Raw genomic sequence first — 21235 nt, forward strand, 5'->3', positions numbered from 1 at the left:
AGCGAAAGGTGACAGCCTGCTGTCACTCTTGCCTCGTTCAGTAGCCCGGCCGCTGGCGGTTGGCCTTGACCTCGGAGCGCTGCTTCTTGGCCTCGAGCCGGCGTCGCTGAGAGCCCTTGGTGGGCTTCGTGGCGCGGCGGGGGGGCGGTGGGATGAGGGCCTCGCGGAGGATCTGCGCCAAGCGGGCGCGGGCCGCGGCCCGGTTGCGGCGCTGCGAGCGGTGCTCCTGGGCGGCGAGGGTCAGCGTGCCGTTCACCAGGCGCGGGCCGAGGACCTCGAGCAGGCGGGCGCGTTGGGCGGGGCTGAAGGCCTCGGACTCGGCCACCGAAAAGCTCAGCTGCACGCGCGAATCGCTCGTGTTGACGCCCTGTCCGCCGGGGCCGGAGGAGTGGGAGAAGCTCTCCCGCAGCTCGCGCGCCGGGATGAGCAGGCCGCGCGGCGCCCCGGGTCCCGGCGGCACCGGCAGATCGTCCATGCACCCATTCTCCCGCACGCCGGGAAACCTCAGTGCTCGGTCGGGTCTTCCTCGCGCAGGCGCGGTTCCACGCGCCGGGACGGGGTGAACCCGGCCTTGTCGGCGAAGAAGGCACGGATGTGGTCCATGTCGGTGCGCACGTCGCCGCTCAGACGCAGCGTGGGGCCGAGGCCCGCGGTCATGGTGGTGCGGTCCACGTAGCCGAGGGTGACGGGTAGGCCCGTCTCGCGCGCGATCCGGTAGAAGCCGGACTTCCAATGGCTATTCCCGCCGCGCGTGCCGTCGGGCGCCACGACCAACCCGAACACCTCGCCGGAGCGCACGCGTTCCACGACCTCGGCCACGACGCCGCTCGCGTTCGCACGGTCCACGGGGATGCCGCCGAGCCCGCGCATGAGGGGCCCGCGCCAGCCCTTGAACAGGCTGTCCTTGCCGAGCCACTTCACCTCCACACCCAGCCGCCAGGAGATGGCGAGCATGAACACGAAGTCCCAGTTGGAGGTGTGCGGGGCGCCGATGAGCACCGTGGGCTCGCTCGGAGCGGGCGAGGAGACCAGCTTCCAGCGGCTGAGGGCCCAGAAGGCGCGGGCGAAGAGGTGGCTGATCATGCCTCACCGTAACCGGGCTCGATGCCGGTGCGGGACAATGGTGGGGCGGCGCGCCGCCCCACCGCGCGCCACACACCCCCAAGGAGAACCACGTATGACCGCCACCCTCGTCGCTTCCGGACTCGCCGGCGGCTACGGCCACCGCACCCTGTTCGAGGGCGTCGACCTCACCGTGGCCCCCGGCGATGTGATCGGCGTCGTGGGTGCCAATGGCGCAGGCAAGTCGACGCTGCTGAAGCTCCTGGCCGGGGTGGATCAGCCGCAGGCCGGCACGGTGTCGCTTGCCCCGCAGGATGCGTTTGTCGGCTTCCTGCCCCAGGAACATCAGCGCCTCGAGGGCGAGTCCGTCCCGGCGTACATCGCACGCCGCACCGGCTGCGCCGAGGCCACCCGCGCCATGGAGGCCAGCGCCGAGGCGCTGGGCGACCCGGCCCAGGAGAAGACGGCGGCCGACGAGTACGCCGTGGCCTTTGACCGCTGGATGGCCAGCGGCGCCGCGGATCTCGAGGACCGCATCCCCGGCGTGCTCGCGGAGCTGAACCTGGACCTCGGCGAGGACCTCGACTCCGTCATGATGGCCGGGCTCTCCGGCGGGCAGGCGGCCCGCGTGGGCCTCGCCGCGCTCCTGCTCTCCCGCTTCGACATCGTGCTGCTGGACGAGCCGACCAACGACCTCGACCTGGACGGCCTGGAGCGGCTCGAGACCTTTGTGCAGGGCCTGCGCGGCGGCGTGGTGCTGGTCAGCCACGACCGTGAGTTCCTGGCCCGGTGCATCACCAAGGTGTTGGAGCTTGACCTAGCGCAGAACTCCCACCGGCTCTACGGCGGCGGCTACGAGTCCTATCTGGAAGAGCGCGCCACGCTGCGCCGCCACGCGCGCGAGGCCTACGAGGAGTACGCGGACAAGAAGGCGGACCTGGTCTCCCGCGCGCGCACGCAGCGCGAGTGGACGAGCCAGGGCGTGCGCAACGCCATGAAGAAGGCGCCGGACAACGACAAGCTGCAGCGCAAGGCCTCGGCGGAGTCCTCCGAGAAGCAGGCGCAGAAGGTGCGGCAGATGGAGAGCCGCATCGCGCGGCTCGAGGAGGTCAAGGAGCCGCGCAAGGAGTGGAAGCTGGAGTTCTCCATCGCGCCGGCGCCACGTTCCTCCACCGTGGTCTCCACCCTCAACGAGGCGGTGTTCACGCAGGGTGATTTCTCGCTCGGTCCCGTCTCCATCCAGGTCAACGCCGGCGAACGCGTCATGATCACGGGCCCCAATGGGGCCGGCAAGTCGACCCTGCTGCGGGGGCTCCTGGGCGGGCAGGCACCGACCTCCGGCACCGCGAGCCTCGGCAGCAGCGTGGAGATCGGCGAGATCGACCAGGCCCGCTCGCTCCTGGATCCGGCCACGCCGCTCGCCGATGCCTTCGAGGCCGTGGTCCCGGAGATGTCTTCTGGCGACGTCCGCACGCTCCTGGCCAAGTTCAAGCTCAAGGCCGATCACGTGGATCGCCCGGTGCAGGAGCTCTCGCCGGGCGAGCGCACGCGCGCGGAGATGGCCCTGCTGCAGGCCCGCGGTGTCAACGTCCTCGTGCTGGACGAGCCCACCAACCACCTCGACCTCGAGGCGATCGAGCAGTTGGAGCAGGCGCTGGAGTCCTACGAGGGCGCCCTCCTGCTCGTCACGCACGACCGCCGCATGCTCGACACGGTCAAGACCGACCACCACTGGCACGTGGAGGCCGGCACGGTGGTGGCCCGCCGCTAGGGCGGCGGGCCCGCCTGGGTTCGCGGGCCCAGTGCCCGACGGCGGGTGGCCGGCTCAGGCGGTCGGCTCGCCCCGGGCGGCCACGTGCGCGCGCTTCTTGGACGCCTTGCGCTCGTCGGCCTCGCGGAAGGCCTCCAGCTGCTCCGGCGTGGGCAGCCACCAGGACTTGGAGCGGGTGTTCCAGCGAATCTCGGCCGGCTTGAGCTCGGCGAAGGCCGCGAGCACATCGGGGCGCAGCGAGGCGTGATCGTTGCGGTCGGCGACGATGAAGTCCTCGCCGAAGTCCTCCTCCACCTCGCGCACGGCCGTCTTGGCGTAGAAGGCGTGCGGGGTGACGCGCTGGATGCGCTCCACGAGCCACGCCGCGACGTCGTCCGCGGTGTCCTCACGCCCGGGGACCGGTTCGGCGGGGGAGAGGGGTTCGGCGTTCTCGTCATTCATGCCTCGAGCCTACGGTGCCGCCGGGCACATCGCCGACGGTGCGGGGCGGTGGCGGGGTTCGGGTAGCACTGGCGGCGCGGGTGCCGCCGGCCCTAGGGTCACCCCATGAGCAGCCTCCGCGTCACCCAGACCCTCGAGCCCCACGGCCCCGCCTCCGCCTTTGTCCTGAGCGATGAACAGGTCGCAGAACTGAGCAGCAAGAAGGCCTTCCCCGTGCTGGTCGAGGTCAACGGCGTGAGCGCCCGCCTGCGGTTGGCGCGCATGGGCGGGATCAACATGATCGGCCTGAGCAAGGCGGTGCGCGCGCAGCTCGGCGTGGAGATCGGCGACACCGTCGAGGCGCTGATCCGCCCCGACGAGGCGGAGCGCACGGTGGACGTGCCGGAGCAGCTCGCCGCGGCGCTCGCCGCCGATCCCGTCGTGGCCGCCGCCTTCGAGGCGCTGTCCTTCACCCGTCGCAAGGAGATCGCGCGCTCCATCGCGGAGGCGAAACAGGAGGCGACGCGGGAGCGCCGCCTCGAGAAGGCGCTTGCCGAGCTCGGCGCCGCGGCCGAAGAGGGCCGGGCGTGAGCGCGGTCGAGGTGGTGCGCGCCTTCTGGGAGCGCATGCGCGAGCGCGACTGGGACGGCGTGCGGGCCATGCTCGCCCCGGACGCCGTGGCGGTGTGGCCGGAGACCAACGAGCGCTTCGCCGGTGCAGACGCCATCGTGCGGGTCAACGCCGAGTACCCGGAGGGCTGGGACATCCGCGTCCTGCGCCTCGTGGAGAGCGGTGGCACGGTGGTGGCCGAGGTCGAGGTGCCACATGAGGACGTCGGCGTCTTCCGCGTGGCGGCGTTCACGGAGGTCGTCGACGGGCTGATCGCGCGTTCGATGGAGTACTGGGTGCAGGTGGGCGGCACCGAGCCGCCGGCCTGGCGAGCGGGCTTCGCGTCGCGGGTGGTCGAGGGCGGTTTGGAAGCCGCCATCGGGGCCGCTCACGCCCCGGACGCGGCGGGTCCGGTGGCCTGATCGAGGCGGCGAAGGGCGCCCCCGCGCCTGATCCACTTCACTCCGTGGGCGTCGGTGAAGGCCACGCTCCCGACGACCCACTTGGGATTCTTCGACACCGGTCGCACCGACGCCGGGAGGGCCGCCCGCTCCTCGGCGTAGGCACAGTGATACTCGGGATGCTCGAAGACGACGTAGTCCCCCGGAGGAAGCACCGAGAGGCGGATGGGCTGCAGGGGCTGGGCCTCGCCCTTGGCCGTGGCGGCGTAGGTGCTCTCCACGACGACGTCGTACACGGGGGCGTCGGAGGAGTTGTGCAGCTGGATGCCCTTTTGGTGGCCCTTCTCCCGATCCTGGGCGAAGACGCACCAGCCGGCGATCCCGCTCGCCTGCTCCATCTCGGCCCGTTCCTCGCTCGCGCGGTCGCGGGACGTCTCGATCTTGAACAGCTTCACCGAGGTCTTTGCCGCTCACCAGGCAACGATCAGCGCTCCGACGGCGGCGGCGGCCGAGAGCCATTCGGCGATGTTCATCGATTCCTCCACGCGCAGGGTCAAGGGGGTGCTTGGACACTAGCGCGCGGCGCGCCGGCGGCACACCCCACCTCCGCCCCGGACACGGCACAACGCCGGCCGGGACCCACCCTCACAGGGGCCCCGACCGGCGTCGAGCAATTGACTCCTCCGACGGGCCGTGAGGCCCGCCGGAAGCCCGGGAGCTAGAGCTCCGAGGCGACCTTGAAGGAGGAGTGAATGGCGCCGTGGATGTAGTTCACGGCGCCGGCGTCGCCGACCACGTCGTGCGCGATGCCCGCGGCCTCGAGCTCGGCGGCAAACGGCGCGGCCGAGGTGGTGCCGTCGGCGTACACGACCATGGAGGCGGGCGCGCTGAAGCTCTCGCCGCCCTCGGTCCACTCGACGGTCTTCTCGGTGATGCGGTCCACCTTGACGTTGCGGTGGATCTTGACGCCGTGCGCCTCGGAATCCTTCACGGCGGTCCAGCGGCGCGGCATGGCCAGGGGCAGGCCCAGCTGCTGCTTCTCGTGCAGCAGGGTCACGCGGCGCCCGCGCTCGACGAGGAACTCGGCGAGCTCCAGGCCCACGAGCGAGCCGCCGATCACCACGACGTCCTTGCCCATGGGCAGCCAGTACTTGGTGAACTGGCGTACGAACTCGGGGGACTTGGTCAGGCCGGAAAGGCGGCCGGTCTTGCCCAGCGTGGACAGCACGAAGCCGGCCTCTTGGGCCGTGGCGGTGCCGAGCATCATGGCGCGTAGCGTGTCGCCCGTCTGCACGTTCGGCAGGTCGCCGCCCGGGAAGTCGGGCTTGGGGCGCACGGCACCCGTGGCGACGATGACGTGGTCGGCCTTGAGCTCGCGCATGAGCGCCCCCGTGGCGCGGGTGCCCAGCTTCACGGAGATGCGCAGGCGCTTGATCTCCTGCTTGAACCAGCGCAGCAGGCGCTCGTTGTCCGGGGTGGTCATGGTGGAGAACCACATGGTGCCGCCGAGGCGGTCGGCCTTGTCCACCACGGTGACGCGGTGGCCGCGCTCCGTGAGGACGCGGGCGCTCTCGAGGCCCGCGGGGCCCGCACCGATGACGACCACGTGCTTGGACGCGGAGGTGGGGCGCAGCGGCAGGACCTTCTCGTTGCCGAGGGAGGGGTTCACCGCACAGAACGGGGTGTCGTCGAAGAAGCTCTCGCCCACGCACAGGTAGCAGTTGATGCAGGGGCGGACGGTCTCCGGCTTGCCGGCGGCGAGCTTGTTCGGCAGCTCCGGGTCGGCCAGGAGCTGGCGGCCCATGGCGGCGAAGTCGGTCTTGCCGTCCTTGATGGCCTTCTCGGCGACGTCGGGGAGCATGCGGCCCACGGCAATGACGGGCACGGAGACGTGCTTCTTGATGTGACCGGCGCTCTCCACGTAGGCGCCGACCTTGTTGGGCAGCGGGCCGTCGGTGAAGTTGTCGAAGGGGTTGCGGCCCCAGCCGGTCACGTGGATCGCGTCGGCGCCGGCCTTCTCGAAGAGCTGCGAGGCCTCGGTGGACTCGGCCAGGGACAGTGCGCCCTCCTGGCCGTACTCCTCGCCGGAGACGCGGACGATGACGGCGAGCGAATCGCCCACGCGGGCCTTGACGGCGGAGATGACCTCGCAGGCCAGGCGGGCGCGGTTCTCGAGGGAGCCGCCGTACTCGTCGGTGCGCTGGTTGTCGCGCTGGTTCAGGAAGACGCCAAGGATGTAGCCGTGGGCCACGTGGATCTCGATGGCGTCCGCGCCGGACTTCGCCACGCGCTCGGCGGCGTCTGCCCACGTCTCGACGAGCCAGTCGATGTCTTCCTTGCTCATCGTCTTGAAGGTGGTCTGCTTGCCCGCCGTGGCGGCGCCCATCTTGGCGAGCTCCTCCGGCGTGCAATCGGCCATGGCCTTCATGGAGTAGCTGTAGTCCTGCGGGTTCGGAGCCAGGACCGGGCGGTCGTTCGCCGTATCGATGCGGGCCACCTTGCCGTGGTGCGTGGACTGGATGCACAGCTTGGAGCCGACGGCGTGGATGGCGTCGGCGAGGGCCTTCAGGCCGGGGATGTACTTGTCATCCGAGAGGCCGGGCTCCTTCATGGAGGCGGCACCGTACGGGAAGGCGATGGCGCAGGCGCCGGTGATGATCAGGCCGGCCCCGCCCTTGGCGCGGGCGACGTAGTGATCGATCTCGGTCTGCTCGATCTCGCCGCCTTCGGACACGTTCATGTCCATCGCCGGCAGCACAATGCGGTTCGCTGTCTCCATGGGGCCGATGCGGCCGGAAGCCATGAGATGCGGGAATGTCTGGGTGTTCACGGGGACATTTTAGTTGCCGCGCGACAGTAAATTGGCATCGGGGTGACTTGACCTGCTACGCGATCTCTGATCATGTCCTGGCGGATAGGGGGGGCTCAACGCACGACGGCGCGGGGTGCCACGCGCGCATCGGAAGACGCCTGTGGGGCGGCCGGGTGGCCGCCCCACAGACGGGCAGTTCGGTGGGTCGCGCCGCCCAGACGGCGGTGGATCAGCGCCGCACGGTGGAGGTGGTCTTGCCCGCCGTGGTGCTGTTCTTGATGAGCACCGCTCGGTACTGGCGCTTGCTCGAGGAGCTGACCTTGAGGGAGGCCTTGCCCTTGGAAAGCGTGACGGTCTTCAGGGGCTTCCACGTCTTGCCGGACTTCACCTCGAAGCGGACCTTCTGGCCCGAATAGGTGGAATAGCGCGTGATTGCGTCGTATCGCTCTCCCCATTCCGCGGTCTTGACGATGGGGCTGTAGCGCTTGGCTGCGACGGACAACGTGACCTTCTTGCCGCTGCGCGTGGCCTTGATAACTGCCTTCGATGCCCGGCGAACGTAGTAGTGAGCAAGAGTGGTATCCGTCGCCGTCAGAGTGTCGCCGCTCGCCTCCCAGAGATCATTGACGGAGTTGCCGTAACGGATCTCAGCCAGGCCGACCGTGTAGCGGCCGAAAGCTGTCGCTCCATTGCAGACGGGCCATCGCATGCTCGCCGAGTAGCGCTTCGTCTTGTTGTTGAACTTCGGATCCTGGAATACCAGCGCTTCCTGGCCGATGTACTGATCTTGGGGGTCCTGGACCGAAACGAACACGAGCGAATGTTTGGGGACCACATCCGTGAATGGGGCCTTCTTGGCGCTCATGGAGATCGTTCGGTCAGTGCATCCGCGCTCGGCCGATGACACGGTGACGTCCTTGACGGAGTAGGACACGGGGTCGATGGGACCCCAGCTGGCGGCCGAGGCGGTCGGCAGGCCGGCGGCGGTGACGGCGGCGGCGAGGCCGAGGACGGCGAGGGCGCGGGGCAGGCGCTTCATGGTGCTCCTTGGGGCGAAGTGATAACGCCTCCGAGTGTGGTGGCACCCACCGACGCAACGCGCGACGATGACACCGCGGACTGACCGTCCAGCCGGTTCAGTGTCCGAACGCACGGACGTCACGGGCCCCGCGGAGGGTCCGGTGGACCGGGCACGCGCCTAGCCTTGAAGGGAACGCACCCCACACGGAAGGACACCCATGTCCACGGCCGCACCCGGCGCCTCCCAGCAGCCCGGAACGGAACCGCAACTCAAGCGCGGGCTCAAGGCTCGCCACCTGCAGATGATCGCCATCGGTGGTGCCATCGGCACCGGCCTGTTCCTGGGGTCCGGCGGCACCATCGCGCAGGCCGGCCCCGGCGGCGCGCTCGTCGCGTATGCCGTGATCGGCATCGTGGTGCTCTTCGTGATGCAGTCGCTCGGCGAGATGTCGACGCACCTGCCCGTGGCCGGTTCCTTCCAGACCTACGCCACGCGCTACGTGGGTTCCTCCTTCGGCTTCGCCACTGGCTGGAACTACTGGTTCAACTGGGCCATCACGCTCGCGGCCGAGCTCGTCGCCGCCGGCGTCATCATGTCCTTCTGGTTCCCCGACGTGCCCAGCTGGATCTGGGCGGCGGTCTTCCTGGCGCTGCTGACGGGCCTGAACTGGCTCTCGGCGCGGGCCTTCGGCGAGGGCGAGTTCTGGCTGGCCGCGATCAAGGTCGTGACCGTGCTCGTCTTCCTGGTCCTCGGCACGCTTATGATCGTCGGCGTCATGGGCGGGGGCAGCCCCGGCTTCTCCAACTGGACCACGGGAGACGCGCCCTTCGCCGGCGGCTGGCTCTCCATCGTCTCGGTGTTCATGATCGCCGGCTTCAGCTTCCAGGGCACCGAGCTCGTGGGCGTGGCCGCGGGGGAGAGCGAGAATCCCCGCCGGGACATGCCGCGCGCCATCCGCTCCATCTTCTGGCGCATCATGCTCTTCTACATCCTGGCGATCGCCATCATCGGCTTCCTGCTGCCGTACACCGACCCGAGCCTCCTGGCCTCGGCGGACGCCGGCGAGGTCACGGCCTCGCCGTTCACCCTCGTCTTCGAGCGCGCCGGCATCGGCATCGCCGCGGGCGTCATGAACGCGATCATCCTCAGCGCCGTGCTCTCGGCCGGCAACTCCGGCCTGTATGCCTCCACGCGCATGCTCTACTCGCTGGCCAAGGAGGGCAAGGCGCCCCGGCTCTTCGTGAAGCTCAACGAGCGCGGCGTGCCCGTCATGGCGCTGCTCGCGACCGCCGCGATCGGCGTGTTTGCCTTCCTCACGAGCGTCCTGGGTGACGGCGGTGCGTACACCTGGCTCATGAACGTCTCCGGCCTGTCCGGCTTCATCGTGTGGGTCGGCATCTCTTGGTCTCATTTCCGCTTCCGGCGTGCCTACCTCAAACAGGGCCACTCGCTGAAGGACTTGCCGTACGTGGCGCCCTTCTTCCCGGTGGGCCCGCTGCTCGCGCTTGTCGTCATGCTCGTGGTCATCGCCGGCCAGAACTACCAGGCGATCCTGGACGGCCGCCTGCCCGAGGTCATCTCGGCGTACATCGGCCTGCCCATCTTCCTGCTGGTCTGGCTCATCCATCGCCTGCGCGCCGGCCGCACCGGGGGCCTGGTTCCCCTGGAGAAGGTTGACGTCTCCGGCCTCGAGGTGAAGCCCAGCTAGTCAGGCTCAGGGCCGGCACAGCCGGGCGGGGGAAGACGGTGCGGAGATGAACGAGCTGCCTGAGATCCCCACCCGCCTCCTGCCCGGCGCCGCACCCGAGCTCGGGGCGTGGGCCCCGCTCGCCGTCGCGCTGGCTATCGGCGTGGTCGCGTTGCCGCCCCTCTGGCTGCGGCTGCGCCTGCTCGTGACGCTGAGCCACGAGCTCGGCCACGCCGTGGTGGGCCTGGCCTGTGGGCGGCGCTTCCGCCGCTTCGTCGTCAACCGCGACATGTCGGGGCACGCCGTGACGAGCGGCCGCCCCAGCGGCCTGGGCCTCGTGCTGAGCACGTGGGCTGGCTATCCGGCGCCCGCCGTCCTCGGTGCCGTCCTGGTCCACGTCGCGCTGGCCGGCTGGGCGGGCACGGCGCTCGCGCTCAGCGCGCTGATCATGCTCCTGGCGTTGGTCTTCGCGCGCTCCTGGGGCACGGCCGGGCTCGTCATCCTCGCCGCCGCGGGAGCGCTCGCGGCCGGCTGGTTCCTGCCAGCGTGGGGATCGGCCGCGCTGGTACTGGGGCTCGGCGTCTTCCTGCTCGTGGGCGCCTGGCGCCACCTCGGCGTGGTGATGCGCTCCGGCGGCCGCGGCGACGACCCGGCGGCGCTGGCCCGCGCCACGCGCGTGCCGGCGTGGCTGTGGCTCGCGAGCTTCGTTCTTGCCCTCGCCGCCTGCACGCTGTGGGCGTGCTGGCCGCTCTGGACCGCGGGGGCGGCCTGACTCGGGGCCCGGTAGCCAACGGGCGCGGCGCCGTCCCGCGACTTTCTTGTCTCTCCGCGAGAAAGAGTCGCGGAGAGACAAGAAACTCGCGAGATGACGGCTCGGCGGCTCGCTGAAGCGTCCCCGGTAACAACAAAGGCACGACGCCGCGCGCTCAGGTGAGCGCGCGACGTCGTGCCTTTGGTTTGCCTCCGTGCCGCCGCGAGACGCGGGGCGAGGCGGGACCGGCGGCGGCTACTTCACGCCGGCCATGAGCTTCAGGATGGGCTTGCGCACCAACACCAGCACCAGGGCAACCACGATGGCGGCCACGCCGATCATGAGGAAGTAGGGCACCTCGTTGTCGGAGCTGTAGTAGCCAGCGAGCGTGCCGGCCGCGGCGGAACCGAGCGCCACCGACAGGAAGAAGAGCGCCACCATCTGCGAGTGGAACGCGCGCGGGGCGAGCTTGGTCGCGAGCGACTGGCCCACGGGGGAGAGGCACAGCTCGGCCATCGTGAAGAGGAACAGGATCAGGACGATCGCGATCATCGGCACGGAGTTGGCGGCGCCGCCGGAGAACGGGATGAAGGCAAGGAAGGCGAGGCCCATGATGCCGGTGCCCATCGCGAACTTCAGCGGCGTGGAGGGCTGGCGGGGGCCAAGCTTGGTCCACATGGCGGCAAACACGCCGGCAAAGATGATGATGAAGACGGGGTTGATCGAGTTGACGATGCTCGGCGGCAGGTCCATGCCAAGGAAGCTGCGGTTCAGCCGCTCGTCCGAGTAGATCGCCAGCACGGTGAACTGCTGCTGGAAGAGCGCCCAGAACACGGCCGAGGCAACAAAGAGCGGGATGAACGCGATGGCGCGCGAGCGCTCCTCCTTGCTGTTCTGCTTGGACGCGATGATCACGGCGAACAGCGCGACGGCGGCGATCAGCGTCACCACGACCACGATGTCCGAGAGATTTTCGGCCTTGAGCCACCCCAGCAGGGCGGCCGCCACGATGACAGCAACGGCGACGACGGCGATGACGATCCAGCGGGTGCGCTCGGGCTTCGTCAGGGGGTGCGGGGCGCGGGCGTTGGCCTCGGTGCGCGTGTGGCGGCGCATGAGGACGTACTGGATCAGGCCGAGCGCCATGCCGACGGCGGCCAGGCCGAAGCCCCAGTGGAAGCCCTTGGCGCTCCACAGCGCCGAGGTCAGCAGCGGACCGACAAAGGCGCCGAGGTTCACGCCCATGTAGTAGATCGAGAAGGCGGCGTCACGGCGCTGATCCTCGGCGGTGTAGAGGTCGCCGAGCACCGTGGACGTGGTGGTCTTCAGGGAACCCGAGCCAAGCGCGATGCAGAGCAGGCCGATGCCCAGGCCCACCGCGCCGGGAATGAAGGCGAGCGCGATGTGGCCGGCCATGATGATGCTGGCCGCGGCGATCAGGGTGCGCTCGGCGCCGAGCACGCGGTCGGCGATCCAGCCGCCGAGGACCGATGACAGGTACACGAGGCCGCCGTAGGCGCCGACGATGGAGGTGGCGGCGGCCTGGCTCATGCCGAGGCCGCCGTCGCTCACCGCGTAGTAGATGTAGTAGGCCAGCAGGCCCTGCATGCCGTAGAAGCTGAACCGCTCCCACATCTCGACGCCGGCCAGGTTGGCGAGGCCCCAAGGATGCCCGAAGAAGCCGCGCGAGGAGCCTGCCCCCTTCCCTGGGATGGTGGCGCTGGCGGGGGACTGAGTCATGGGATCACCACTGAGGTTGAGGCGGCCTAGCGACCGGACACGTTTGCTAAAGCATCTGATCTTACGCGCTTCACCTCGGGGATTGCGCATGGCGTGGGATGCGGGTTACAGCATCCGTCGATTGGTTCACATCTGTTACAGGGGTGAACTTGCTTGTCACGACAAGGAAAAAGTGATTGGGAGGCGAACGGGGTTCATGTCACTGTTTGGTAACAACCACACGTGAAAGTCCCGTTTGATATTTCCAGACGACTCCCAGGCGGCCTACAGTTCCCAAACATGTGGCCGGGCTCATGTCACCATGTGGTCCGCCTCGCACCCTCCCCGGACACCCCGGGCCCTCGACCCTTAGGAGTGGACATGCGACTCAAGCGCATCCCCCTGGCCGTCGCCGCTGGCGCGGTGGCCGCCCTCGCCCTGGCCTCTTGCTCGCCGGGTGGCCCCAGCACCCCGTCCTCTTCCGGTTCCGCCTCCGGTTCCGCCTCCTCGTCCGGCTCGGCCGCCCCCGAGCAGGCCGCGCAGATCGACGGCTCCGGCAAGCTGGACCTGAAGGACATCCAGACCCAGGACGGCGAGCTCAAGGTCTCCGTGGGTTCCACGGAATTCGGCGGCTACAACACGCTGACCCCGGCCACCTACGACACCTACTCGAGCTCCATCTCGGCGCTCTACGGTTCGGGCTTCTTCTACTTCGGCACCGACGGCAAGGTCATCCCGAACACCACGCTCGGCACCGCCGAGGTCGTCACGGATAACCCGCTGCAGATCAAGTACACGATCAACAAGGACGCCGTGTGGTCCGACGGCACCCCGATCACGGTGGCCGACGCCGTGCTCGCCTGGGGCTCGCAGAACGCCAGCCTCCTGGGCGCCGACGGCAAGACCCCGGTCTTCAACAACGTCTCCGGCGACCTCGTCCAGCTGGTCCCCAAGGGCCCCGAGGGTGACGTGAGCGGCAAGGAATTCACGGTCACCTACAAGGAGCCCAACCTCGACTGGAAGCTGCAGACCTTCATGGCGCAGCCCGCCCACGTCGTGGCCAAGCAGGCCGGCATGAGCATCGAGGACCTGGTCGCCGCCCTGCGCGCCCAGGACAAGGACAAGCTCGCCAAGGCCGGCGCGTTCTGGTCCACCGGCTGGAACAAGGGCGCCGGGCAGCTGCCGGCCGCCGATCTCAACGTCTCCAGCGGTCCCTACATCCTGGATTCCTGGCAGAAGGGTCAGTCCGTGACCCTCGTGCCGAACCCCAAGTACTGGGGCCCCAAGGCCGGCGTCTCCAAGCTGACCTTCCGCTTCGTCGACTCCGGCGCCATGGTGCAGGCCCTGCAGAACAAGGACCTGGACGTCATGTCCCCGCAGCCCACGCTCGACACGCTCAAGCAGCTGGAGGCCCTCGGCGCCTCGGTGAAGATCATCAAGGGCGACACCATGACGTGGGAGCACGTCGACTTCAACTTTGCCGGCACCTCGGTCTTCAAGGACGACGTCAACCTGCGCAAGGCCTTCGCCATGTGCATCCCGCGCGAGCAGATCGTTGAGCAGCTCATCAAGCCGCTCAACCCCGAGGCCAAGGTCCTCAACTCGCGCGTCTCCTTCCCGGGTGACGAGCTCTACGACCGCGTCGTGAAGGACGCCTACCCGGCGGCCGACTACGACAAGGTCAACGTCGAGGGCGCCAAGAAGCTCGTCGACGAGTCCTCCGCCAAGAAGACCAACGGCAAGGTCACCGTCCGCATCGGCTACAACGCGCCCAACCCGCGCCGCGCCAACGAGGTGCAGCTGATCAAGGCCTCCTGTGATCAGGCCGGCTTCGACGTCAAGGACATCTCCGCCGAGGGCTTCAGCGCCGAGGGCGGTCCGGTGACCAAGAACGACTACGACGCGTTCCTGTTCGCCTGGGCCGGCTCCGGCCAGCTGACCTCCGACAGCAACATCTACATGACCGGCATGCCGCAGAACTACGGCAAGTACTCCAATGCCGAGGTCGACAAGCAGCTGACCATCACGAAGACCACGATGGATCTGACCAAGCACGGCGACGCCCTGCTCGGCGCGGAGAAGCAGCTGTGGACCGACATGTTCAGCGTGCCGATCTTCCAGCACCCGGGCATCGACGCCGCGGGCTCGGATGTCACCAACGTCATCCACACCAACACCCAGGACGGCATCACCTGGAACGCGGATCAGTGGCAGCGCGTGGCCAAGTGACCCTCGGTCACCTCAGCTTCGCCTGACCCATCTGTGATCGGGCCCGGGGTCCTCACCAAGGATCCCGGGCCCGTCCGTTTTCGCTTCGCACGCGTCGAAAGGGCTGTGAATCGCCGTGCTTCAATTCATCCTGCGACGCCTGGGCGTATCGGCCATTGTGCTGCTGCTCGCCTCGGTGCTCGTGTACTTCCTCACCACCATCTCCGGTGATCCCCTCGCGGGCATGCGCGAGCAGGCCAATGACCCCAAGGTCGCCGCCCAGATGCAGGCGCGCATCGTTGCGCTTGATCTGGATACCCCGTGGTTCCTTCGTTACCTCAAGTGGCTCGGCGGCGCCGTCGGCTGCGTCTGGGGCCAGTGCAATCTGGGCACCGATGTGAACGGCAACGCCGTCCTCGACCAGCTCGGATCCGCCGCCGCCTCGACCTTGCGGCTCGTGCTGCTCTCCGTGGTCATCGCCTGCATCGTGGGCATCCTGGTGGGCGTCCTGACCGCCATCCGCCAGTACTCGGACTTCGACTACATCATCACCTTCGCGGCCTTCGTGCTGTTCTCGCTCCCGGTGTTCTGGGTCGCCGTGCTCCTGAAGGAGTACGCCGCGATCAACTACAACAACTGGATCGCGAACCCCTCGTTCTCACCGGCGCAGATTGTGCTGACGGCCATCATTCTTGGCCTCATCGTCATGCTCTTCATGGGCGGCTCGTGGAAGCGGCGCCTGCTCTCCTTCGGCATCGTCGCCGTGGTGGTGGGCGTGGCCATGCCGTACTTCACGTGGCTGCGCTTCTGGCAGTACCCGCAGATGGGTCCCGCCGTCATCGCCGTGGTGATCCTCGCCGTGGGCGCCTTCGCCCTGCAGACCACCGTCGGCTTCAAGGAACGCCGCGTCTGGCTGCCGGCCCTCATCAGCGCCGTGCTCGTCATGGTCGTCTACTACGCCAGCTGGAACCTGCTCTCCGAGCCCAATTGGTGGATCCTGCTCGGCGGACTGGTCCTGGCCATCGCCGTCCCGTGGGCGCTCGGCGTCTGGCTCGGCGGCCGCTTCCGCCCCCAGGCCGTCGGAGCCGCCATGAGCGTGACCCTGACGGGCGCGTTCCTCACCATCGTGGACCACCTCTTCGTGACGTGGCCCGGGTTCATGGCCCTCAAGCCGCGGCCCATTTCGACGATCGGCTCCAACACCCCGAACTTCAAGGGCACCTTCTGGGAGAGCTTCCTGGACAACGGCACGCAGCTGCTGCTGCCGACCATCGTGCTCGCCGTCGTCTCCATCGCGTCCTACTCGCGCTACACCCGCGCGGCCATGATCGACGTGCAGGGCCAGGATTACATGCGCACGGCCCGCTCCAAGGGCCTGCCCGAGCGCACCGTGATCCTGCGCCACGCCTTCCGCAACGCGCTCATCTCCATCGTCACGATCGTGGCCATGGACTTCGCTGCCGTGATCGGCGGCGCCGTCATCACGGAGCAGGTCTTCGGCTGGAAGGGCATGGGCGAGCTGTTCCAGACGGGGCTGAAGAACGTGGACCCCGCCCCGGTGATGGCCTTCGTGCTGGTCACGGGCGGCGTGGCGGTGCTCTTTAACCTGCTCAGCGACGTGATCTACGCGCTCATCGACCCGAGGATCCGGGTATGACGCCGAAGCACGCAGACGACACCGGATCGCATGAGAGGAACCTCATGAACACCCCAGAAACCCCCGAGGCGCAGCTCGCCTCCGTGGCGGCCGTCGAAGACGCGAAGCTCGCAGCCTCCCAGGACTCGCTGAGCCAGGGACGGCTTGTCTTCCGTCGCTTCATCCGCCACAAGCCCGCCATGATTTCGGCCGCGGTGCTGCTCGTGCTGATCGTCGTGTCGATGACCTCCATCGGCATCTTTGGCATCAAGGGCTGGTGGCCGCACGACTTCAAGACGACCTCGGTGGCCACGAACGGCGGCGTGCCGAGCGCCGAGCACTGGTTCGGCCAGGAAGACATCGGCCGCGACTACTTCGCCCTCGTCATGAGCGGAACCCAGGTCTCGCTCATTGTGGCGTTCCTCGTGGGCATCTCCGGCACGGTCCTCGGCACCGTCTTGGGCGCCGTCGCCGGTTACTACCGCGGCTGGATCGACGCGATCATTATGCGCATCGCCGACATCTTCTTCGTCATCCCGCTGCTGCTCATCGCGGCGATCGTCGCGAAGACGGCGTCGGGGGCCATCGCTAGCCCGTGGTTCCTCGGCATCATGCTCGGCGTGGTCTCGTGGGCCGGCCTGGCGCGCCTGGTCCGCGCCCAGGTCCTCACGCTCCGCGAGCGCGAGTACGTTGAGGCCGCCAGGGCCATGGGTGCGAGCAGCTGGCGCATCATCCTGAAGCACCTCATCCCGAACTGCATCGGCACCGTGCTCGTGAACGCGACGCTGGCTACGGCCTCCGCCGTGCTCCTCGAGACGAGCCTGTCCTTCCTCGGTTTTGGCGTGAAGGCGCCCGACTCCTCGCTCGGCCTGCTCATCTCCCAGTACCAGAACTCGTTCACGACCCGCCCGTGGCTGTTCTGGTGGCCGGGCCTGATCATCCTGATCATCGCCCTGTCGGTGAACTTCATCGGCGACGGCCTGCGCGACGCCTTCGACCCGCGCCAGTCCGGCCGCGTCAAGAAGCGCAACCTGGCCGCCGCCGCGCTCATGGGCATCCGTCCCATCGCGGTGCCGACCGCGACGGAACGCACCGAGGAGGCGGTGGGCAACCGCCCGCCGTCGGGCACCGGCGGGATTGAACCCGCCGTGGGCCCCGTGGGGGCCGCCGAAGAGGATCGCAAGGACGAGGAGGGCAAGCGATGATGCGCACCCGCGAAAGCGCCACGCACGGCGAGGTGGTCCTGGACATTCGCGATCTCAAGGTCGCCTTCGCCGCCGGGGACACCGCCAAGCTGGCGGTCAAGGGCCTCGACCTGCAGGTCAAGGCCGGCGAGGTGGTGGCGCTGGTGGGCGAGTCCGGTTCGGGCAAGTCCGTCACGTCGCTGTCCACCATGGGGCTCCTGCCGCCCAACGCCATGGTCAGCGGCAGCGTGGAGGTCACGGGTCACCAGGTCATCGGGCTGCCGGAGGAGCGCATGCGCAAGCTGCGCGCCACGGAGATCGCCATGGTGTTCCAGGAGCCCATGACGGCGCTGAACCCCGTGCTGACGGTGGAGCAGCAGCTCACGGAGGCCCTGGAGACCCACAACCTCGCCTTCGGGCAGGCGGCGCGCGACCGCGCCATCTCGCTCCTGGAGCGCGTGGGCATCCCCGACGCCGCCAAGCGCATCAAGCAGTACCCGCACCAGTTCTCCGGCGGCCAGCGCCAGCGCATCGTCATCGCGATGGCGCTCACGTGCGAACCCAAGGTGATCATCGCCGACGAGCCGACCACGGCCCTCGACGTGACGGTGCAGGCCGATGTGCTCGACCTGCTGCGCGAGCTGAAGGACGACCTCGGCGTGGGCATCCTGCTCATCACGCACAACATGGGCGTCGTGGCCGACATGGCCGACCGCGTCTCGGTGATGTTCATGGGTGATCTCGTGGAGGAGGGCACGGTCCAGGACATCCTGTACCGGCCCCAGCACCCGTACACGCAGGCGCTGCTCGCCGCCGTGCCCCGGCTCACCGATGTGGCCCTGACGCACGACGACGAGGCGGGTCGCCTCGAGGCTGAAAGGGTCGCCGCCGCCGCGGCGGCGGATCGCGAGGTGGTGCTTTCAGCCAAGAATATCGCGATCGACTACAAGGTGAAGTCGGGCGTCTTCCGCGCGGCGGAGGGCGTGAGCTTCGACGTCGCGGCGGGGGAGACCACGGCGCTCGTGGGGGAGTCCGGATCGGGCAAGTCCACGGTGGCCAAGGCCGTGCTCGGTCTGCTGCCCACGGCCGAGGGCGAGCTGCGCGTCCAGGGCCGGGATCTGGCCCGGCTCAAGGGCAAGGAAGCCAAGCTGGCCCGTCGCGCCATCGGCGTGGTGTTCCAGGACCCGGCGGCCTCGCTCGACCCGCGCTTCCCGATCGGCGATTGCATCATGGAGCCGATGGTCGTGCACAAGGTCGGCAGCAAGGCCGATCGAGTGGCGCGCGCCAAGGAACTGCTGGCGGCCGTGAAGCTGCCGGCGGACGTCCTGAACCGCTATCCGCACGAGCTCTCCGGCGGACAGAAGCAGCGCGTGGGCATCGCCCGTGCGCTCGTGCTGGATCCGACCGTGCTCATCGCCGACGAGCCGACCTCCGCGCTTGACGTGTCCGTCCAGGCGACCGTGCTGGAGATGCTCAAGGAGATTCAGGCCGACTTCGGCTTTGCCTGCCTCTTCGTGAGCCATGACCTCGCGGTGGTGGATCATCTCGCCGACAACGTGGTGGTGATGAAGCGCGGCCAGGTCGTGGAGCAGGGGCCTACCGAGCAGGTGCTGCACTTCCCGCAGGAGGATTACACCAAGGAGCTGCTCGCCGCGGCGCCGGTCCCGGATCCCGACGCGCAGAAGGTGCGCAGGGAGGCGCGTCACCGCCTGCTGGGGATGGGCGCTTCCTAGCCCGTCTCACGCCGTTCTCAATCACTTGCCCGCCCCGGTCCGCCGGGGCGGGCAAGCGTGTTTCGGGCCCACAGGAGGCACCGTTGAGGCTTCAATGTTTCTGCTCGGTAACGAGGAACTGTGAAAGACAGGCTTGATATTCACATGCTTGACGGGGGATCCTAGATTTGTTCACACGTGACGCGTGACACTTTGTCTCGTCACACAACATCGGTGTCAACCGATCGCCCGAAAGGATTCCTCCCCATGGAAGCAGTGCCATCACGGGGTTTTTTGCCCCGCGCGCTGCGATCCGAGGCTGGGGGCTCGACCCTTTCGGGTTCGTCATATATGTGTCTGACACCGCCGTGTTCGCACAGGAAGAGTATTGTCCCGTGGCTCTTGCCCAACTTGGGTAGTGATGCAGGGCACGACGCGGCTTTCACCGAGTAAGCTCGACCTACCTCCGACAACGGCATCTCCGCCCGCGTCGATCTGCGAACGACCTACACCCGCACTGGAGGAAACAGTGAAGACCAATCGCAAGGCGCTTGCCGCCCTGTCCATTTTTGCGGCCGGCTCGCTGGCGCTGACCGCCTGTGGCGGTGGCTCCGGCGACTCCGGCAAGTCCTCGTCCGCCGGCTCCGAGTCCGGTGCCGCGACGTCGAACGCCATCATCACCACGAACGGCTCCGAGCCGCAGAACCCGATCATCCCCACCAACACCACCGAGGTGGGTGGCGGCAAGATCGCCGACCTGATCTTCGCCGGTCTGGTTTCCTTCGACGCCAAGGGCGCGGTCCAGATGGACCAGGCCGAGTCGATCACGCCGAACGACACGAACACCCTGTGGACCGTGAAGCTGAAGTCGGGCCTGAAGTTCACCGACGGCACGCCGGTGACCTCGGACTCCTTCATCAAGGCCTGGAACTACGGCGCCAATATCGCCAACGCCCAGGGCGCCTCCTACTTCTTCGACAACATCAAGGGCTACAGCGCCGATGAGAAGAACCCGGTTGCCGAGATGGAGGGCCTGAAGAAGGTCTCCGACACCGAGTTCACGGTCGAGCTGATCAACGCGGAGGCCGACTTCACCAAGCGCATTGGCTACACCGCCTTCGTGCCGCTGCCGGAGTCCGCGTTCGCGGACATGAAGGCCTTCGGCGAGAACCCGGTCGGCAACGGCCCGTACAAGTTCGAGAAGACCGGTGCTTGGGTTCACAACGAGGGCGTCACCCTCGTCAAGAACGCCGACTACCAGGGCTCCCGCACCGCCAAGAACGGCGGCGTGAAGATCACCTTCTACGCCGATCAGACCGCCGCTTACGCCGACGCCCAGTCGGACGAGCTGGACGTGCTGGACGCCGTGCCGGATTCCAACTTCACGAACTACGAGTCCGACTTCGAGGGCCGCTCGGTTAACCAGCCGGCCGCGATCTTCCAGTCGTTCACCATCCCGCAGTACCTGGAGCATTTCAAGCCGGGCAAGGAAGGCGAGCTGCGCCGCAAGGCCATCTCCATGTCCATCGATCGCGAGTCGATCATCAAGGCTGTCTTCAACGGCACGCGTACCGCCGCGAAGGACTTCACCTCCCCGGTGATCGAGGGCTGGAGCGACAAGCTCGAGGGCTCGGACGCTCTGTCCTTCAACGCCGACGAGGCCAAGAAGCTGTGGGCCGAGGCCGACGCCATCTCCAAGTACGACGGCACCTTCACCATCGCCTACAACGCCGACGGTGGCCACGCCAACTGGGTGACCGCCGCGACGAACTCCATCGCCAAGAACCTGGGCATCAAGGCCGAGGGCAAGGCCTACCCCGCCTTCAAGCAGCTGCTTGACGACGAGGACAAGGACAAGATGACCGGTGCCTTCCGCTCCGGTTGGCAGGCCGACTACCCGTCGATGTACAACTTCCTGGCTCCGCTGTACCAGACCGGTGCCGGCTCCAACTACGGTCGTTACACCTCGACTGAGTTCGACGGTCTCCTGAAGGAGGGCGCGGCCGCCAAGTCCGAGGCCGACGCCACCGCCAAGTTCCAGGATGCCCAGAAGGTTCTGCTCAAGGACCTGCCGGTCGTCCCGCTGTGGTACTCCAACGTGAACGGCGTCTGGGGCAACAAGGTGCAGAACGTGGAGTTCGGCTGGAACTCCGTGCCGCTGTACTACAACATCACCAAGGCCGAGTGAACTACGGTTCCTAGCCTCCGGTAAAAGCCGACGTGACGTCCGGGGACACTTGTC

At 68.2% G+C, this 21235-nt stretch carries 18 protein-coding genes; 11 read left to right on the top strand and 7 right to left on the bottom strand.

What is annotated here, in order from left to right; translation table 11 throughout:
- Window positions 1-37: 37 nt before the first annotated feature.
- Both arfB and DWB68_RS02450 read right to left on the bottom strand, forming a co-directional pair.
- Window positions 38-475: an alternative ribosome rescue aminoacyl-tRNA hydrolase ArfB gene (arfB, locus tag DWB68_RS02445; RefSeq protein ID WP_119423547.1), complete on the bottom strand. Its 438-nt coding sequence runs from the start codon at window positions 473-475 to the stop codon at window positions 38-40.
- A gap of 29 nt (window positions 476-504) precedes the next feature.
- Window positions 505-1083, bottom strand: coding sequence for a 1-acyl-sn-glycerol-3-phosphate acyltransferase (locus tag DWB68_RS02450; RefSeq protein WP_119423548.1), 579 nt, complete (start codon window positions 1081-1083; stop codon window positions 505-507).
- Between the two features lie 94 nt (window positions 1084-1177).
- Between DWB68_RS02450 and abc-f the strand changes: the two genes are divergently transcribed.
- On the top strand, window positions 1178-2833 hold the full coding sequence (gene abc-f / locus DWB68_RS02455; protein ID WP_119423549.1) for a ribosomal protection-like ABC-F family protein: 1656 nt from the start codon (window positions 1178-1180) through the stop codon (window positions 2831-2833).
- A gap of 54 nt (window positions 2834-2887) precedes the next feature.
- On the opposite strand, the gene DWB68_RS02460 is transcribed toward abc-f, so the two are convergent.
- Entirely contained in the window at window positions 2888-3274 is a 387-nt protein-coding gene (locus tag DWB68_RS02460) for a DUF6953 family protein (protein WP_119423550.1), read from the bottom strand.
- Window positions 3275-3379: 105 nt separating this feature from the next.
- Here DWB68_RS02460 and DWB68_RS02465 point away from each other — a divergent pair, with 105 nt between their 5' ends.
- Window positions 3380-3844: a YdeI/OmpD-associated family protein gene (locus tag DWB68_RS02465; protein ID WP_119423551.1), complete on the top strand. Its 465-nt coding sequence runs from the start codon at window positions 3380-3382 to the stop codon at window positions 3842-3844.
- A complete protein-coding gene (locus tag DWB68_RS02470) occupies window positions 3841-4284 on the top strand; it encodes a nuclear transport factor 2 family protein (protein ID WP_119423552.1) in 444 nt (147 codons plus the stop codon). Before DWB68_RS02465 ends, DWB68_RS02470 begins: the two co-directional genes overlap by 4 nt.
- On the opposite strand, the gene DWB68_RS02475 is transcribed toward DWB68_RS02470, so the two are convergent.
- On the bottom strand, window positions 4251-4718 hold the full coding sequence (locus tag DWB68_RS02475; RefSeq protein ID WP_119423553.1) for a hypothetical protein: 468 nt from the start codon (window positions 4716-4718) through the stop codon (window positions 4251-4253). The genes DWB68_RS02470 and DWB68_RS02475 overlap by 34 nt on opposite strands.
- Between DWB68_RS02475 and DWB68_RS16940 the strand changes: the two genes are divergently transcribed.
- Window positions 4705-4839: a hypothetical protein gene (locus DWB68_RS16940; protein WP_267896915.1), complete on the top strand. Its 135-nt coding sequence runs from the start codon at window positions 4705-4707 to the stop codon at window positions 4837-4839. The genes DWB68_RS02475 and DWB68_RS16940 overlap by 14 nt on opposite strands.
- A 142-nt stretch (window positions 4840-4981) precedes the next feature.
- Here DWB68_RS16940 and DWB68_RS02480 read toward each other — a convergent pair whose 3' ends face one another.
- Window positions 4982-7093, bottom strand: coding sequence for an NAD(P)/FAD-dependent oxidoreductase (locus tag DWB68_RS02480; protein WP_199700354.1), 2112 nt, complete (start codon window positions 7091-7093; stop codon window positions 4982-4984).
- Window positions 7094-7304: 211 nt separating this feature from the next.
- Window positions 7305-8114: a hypothetical protein gene (locus tag DWB68_RS02485; protein WP_119423554.1), complete on the bottom strand. Its 810-nt coding sequence runs from the start codon at window positions 8112-8114 to the stop codon at window positions 7305-7307.
- Window positions 8115-8313: 199 nt separating this feature from the next.
- Between DWB68_RS02485 and DWB68_RS02490 the strand changes: the two genes are divergently transcribed.
- Window positions 8314-9804, top strand: coding sequence for an amino acid permease (locus tag DWB68_RS02490; RefSeq protein ID WP_119423555.1), 1491 nt, complete (start codon window positions 8314-8316; stop codon window positions 9802-9804).
- 46 nt (window positions 9805-9850) lie between these two features.
- Entirely contained in the window at window positions 9851-10555 is a 705-nt protein-coding gene (locus tag DWB68_RS02495) for a M50 family metallopeptidase (RefSeq protein WP_119423556.1), read from the top strand.
- Window positions 10556-10789: 234 nt separating this feature from the next.
- On the opposite strand, the gene DWB68_RS02500 is transcribed toward DWB68_RS02495, so the two are convergent.
- Complete coding sequence (locus tag DWB68_RS02500; protein WP_119423557.1) at window positions 10790-12274, bottom strand: peptide MFS transporter; 1485 nt, start codon at window positions 12272-12274, stop codon at window positions 10790-10792.
- A 360-nt stretch (window positions 12275-12634) separates the two neighbouring features.
- On the opposite strand from DWB68_RS02500, the gene DWB68_RS02505 reads away from it, so the two are divergent.
- The 5 genes from DWB68_RS02505 to DWB68_RS02525 all read left to right on the top strand — a co-directional run bounded on the left by DWB68_RS02505 (window position 12635) and on the right by DWB68_RS02525 (window position 21181).
- Entirely contained in the window at window positions 12635-14482 is a 1848-nt protein-coding gene (locus DWB68_RS02505) for an ABC transporter family substrate-binding protein (RefSeq protein ID WP_119423558.1), read from the top strand.
- Window positions 14483-14597: 115 nt separating this feature from the next.
- Window positions 14598-16118: an ABC transporter permease gene (locus DWB68_RS02510; RefSeq protein WP_119423559.1), complete on the top strand. Its 1521-nt coding sequence runs from the start codon at window positions 14598-14600 to the stop codon at window positions 16116-16118.
- Between the two features lie 44 nt (window positions 16119-16162).
- Window positions 16163-17302 (top strand): ABC transporter permease, encoded by a 1140-nt coding sequence (locus DWB68_RS02515; protein ID WP_119423581.1) that lies wholly within the window; start codon window positions 16163-16165, stop codon window positions 17300-17302.
- Complete coding sequence (locus DWB68_RS02520; RefSeq protein WP_119423560.1) at window positions 17299-19014, top strand: ABC transporter ATP-binding protein; 1716 nt, start codon at window positions 17299-17301, stop codon at window positions 19012-19014. The genes DWB68_RS02515 and DWB68_RS02520 overlap by 4 nt, the downstream gene beginning before the upstream one ends.
- 508 nt (window positions 19015-19522) lie before the next feature.
- Window positions 19523-21181: a peptide ABC transporter substrate-binding protein gene (locus DWB68_RS02525; RefSeq protein WP_233548566.1), complete on the top strand. Its 1659-nt coding sequence runs from the start codon at window positions 19523-19525 to the stop codon at window positions 21179-21181.
- The last annotated feature ends 54 nt before the right edge of the window (window positions 21182-21235 follow it).

The organism is Galactobacter valiniphilus (assembly GCF_003575975.1).
Classification (GTDB): Bacteria; Actinomycetota; Actinomycetes; order Actinomycetales; family Micrococcaceae; genus Galactobacter; species Galactobacter valiniphilus.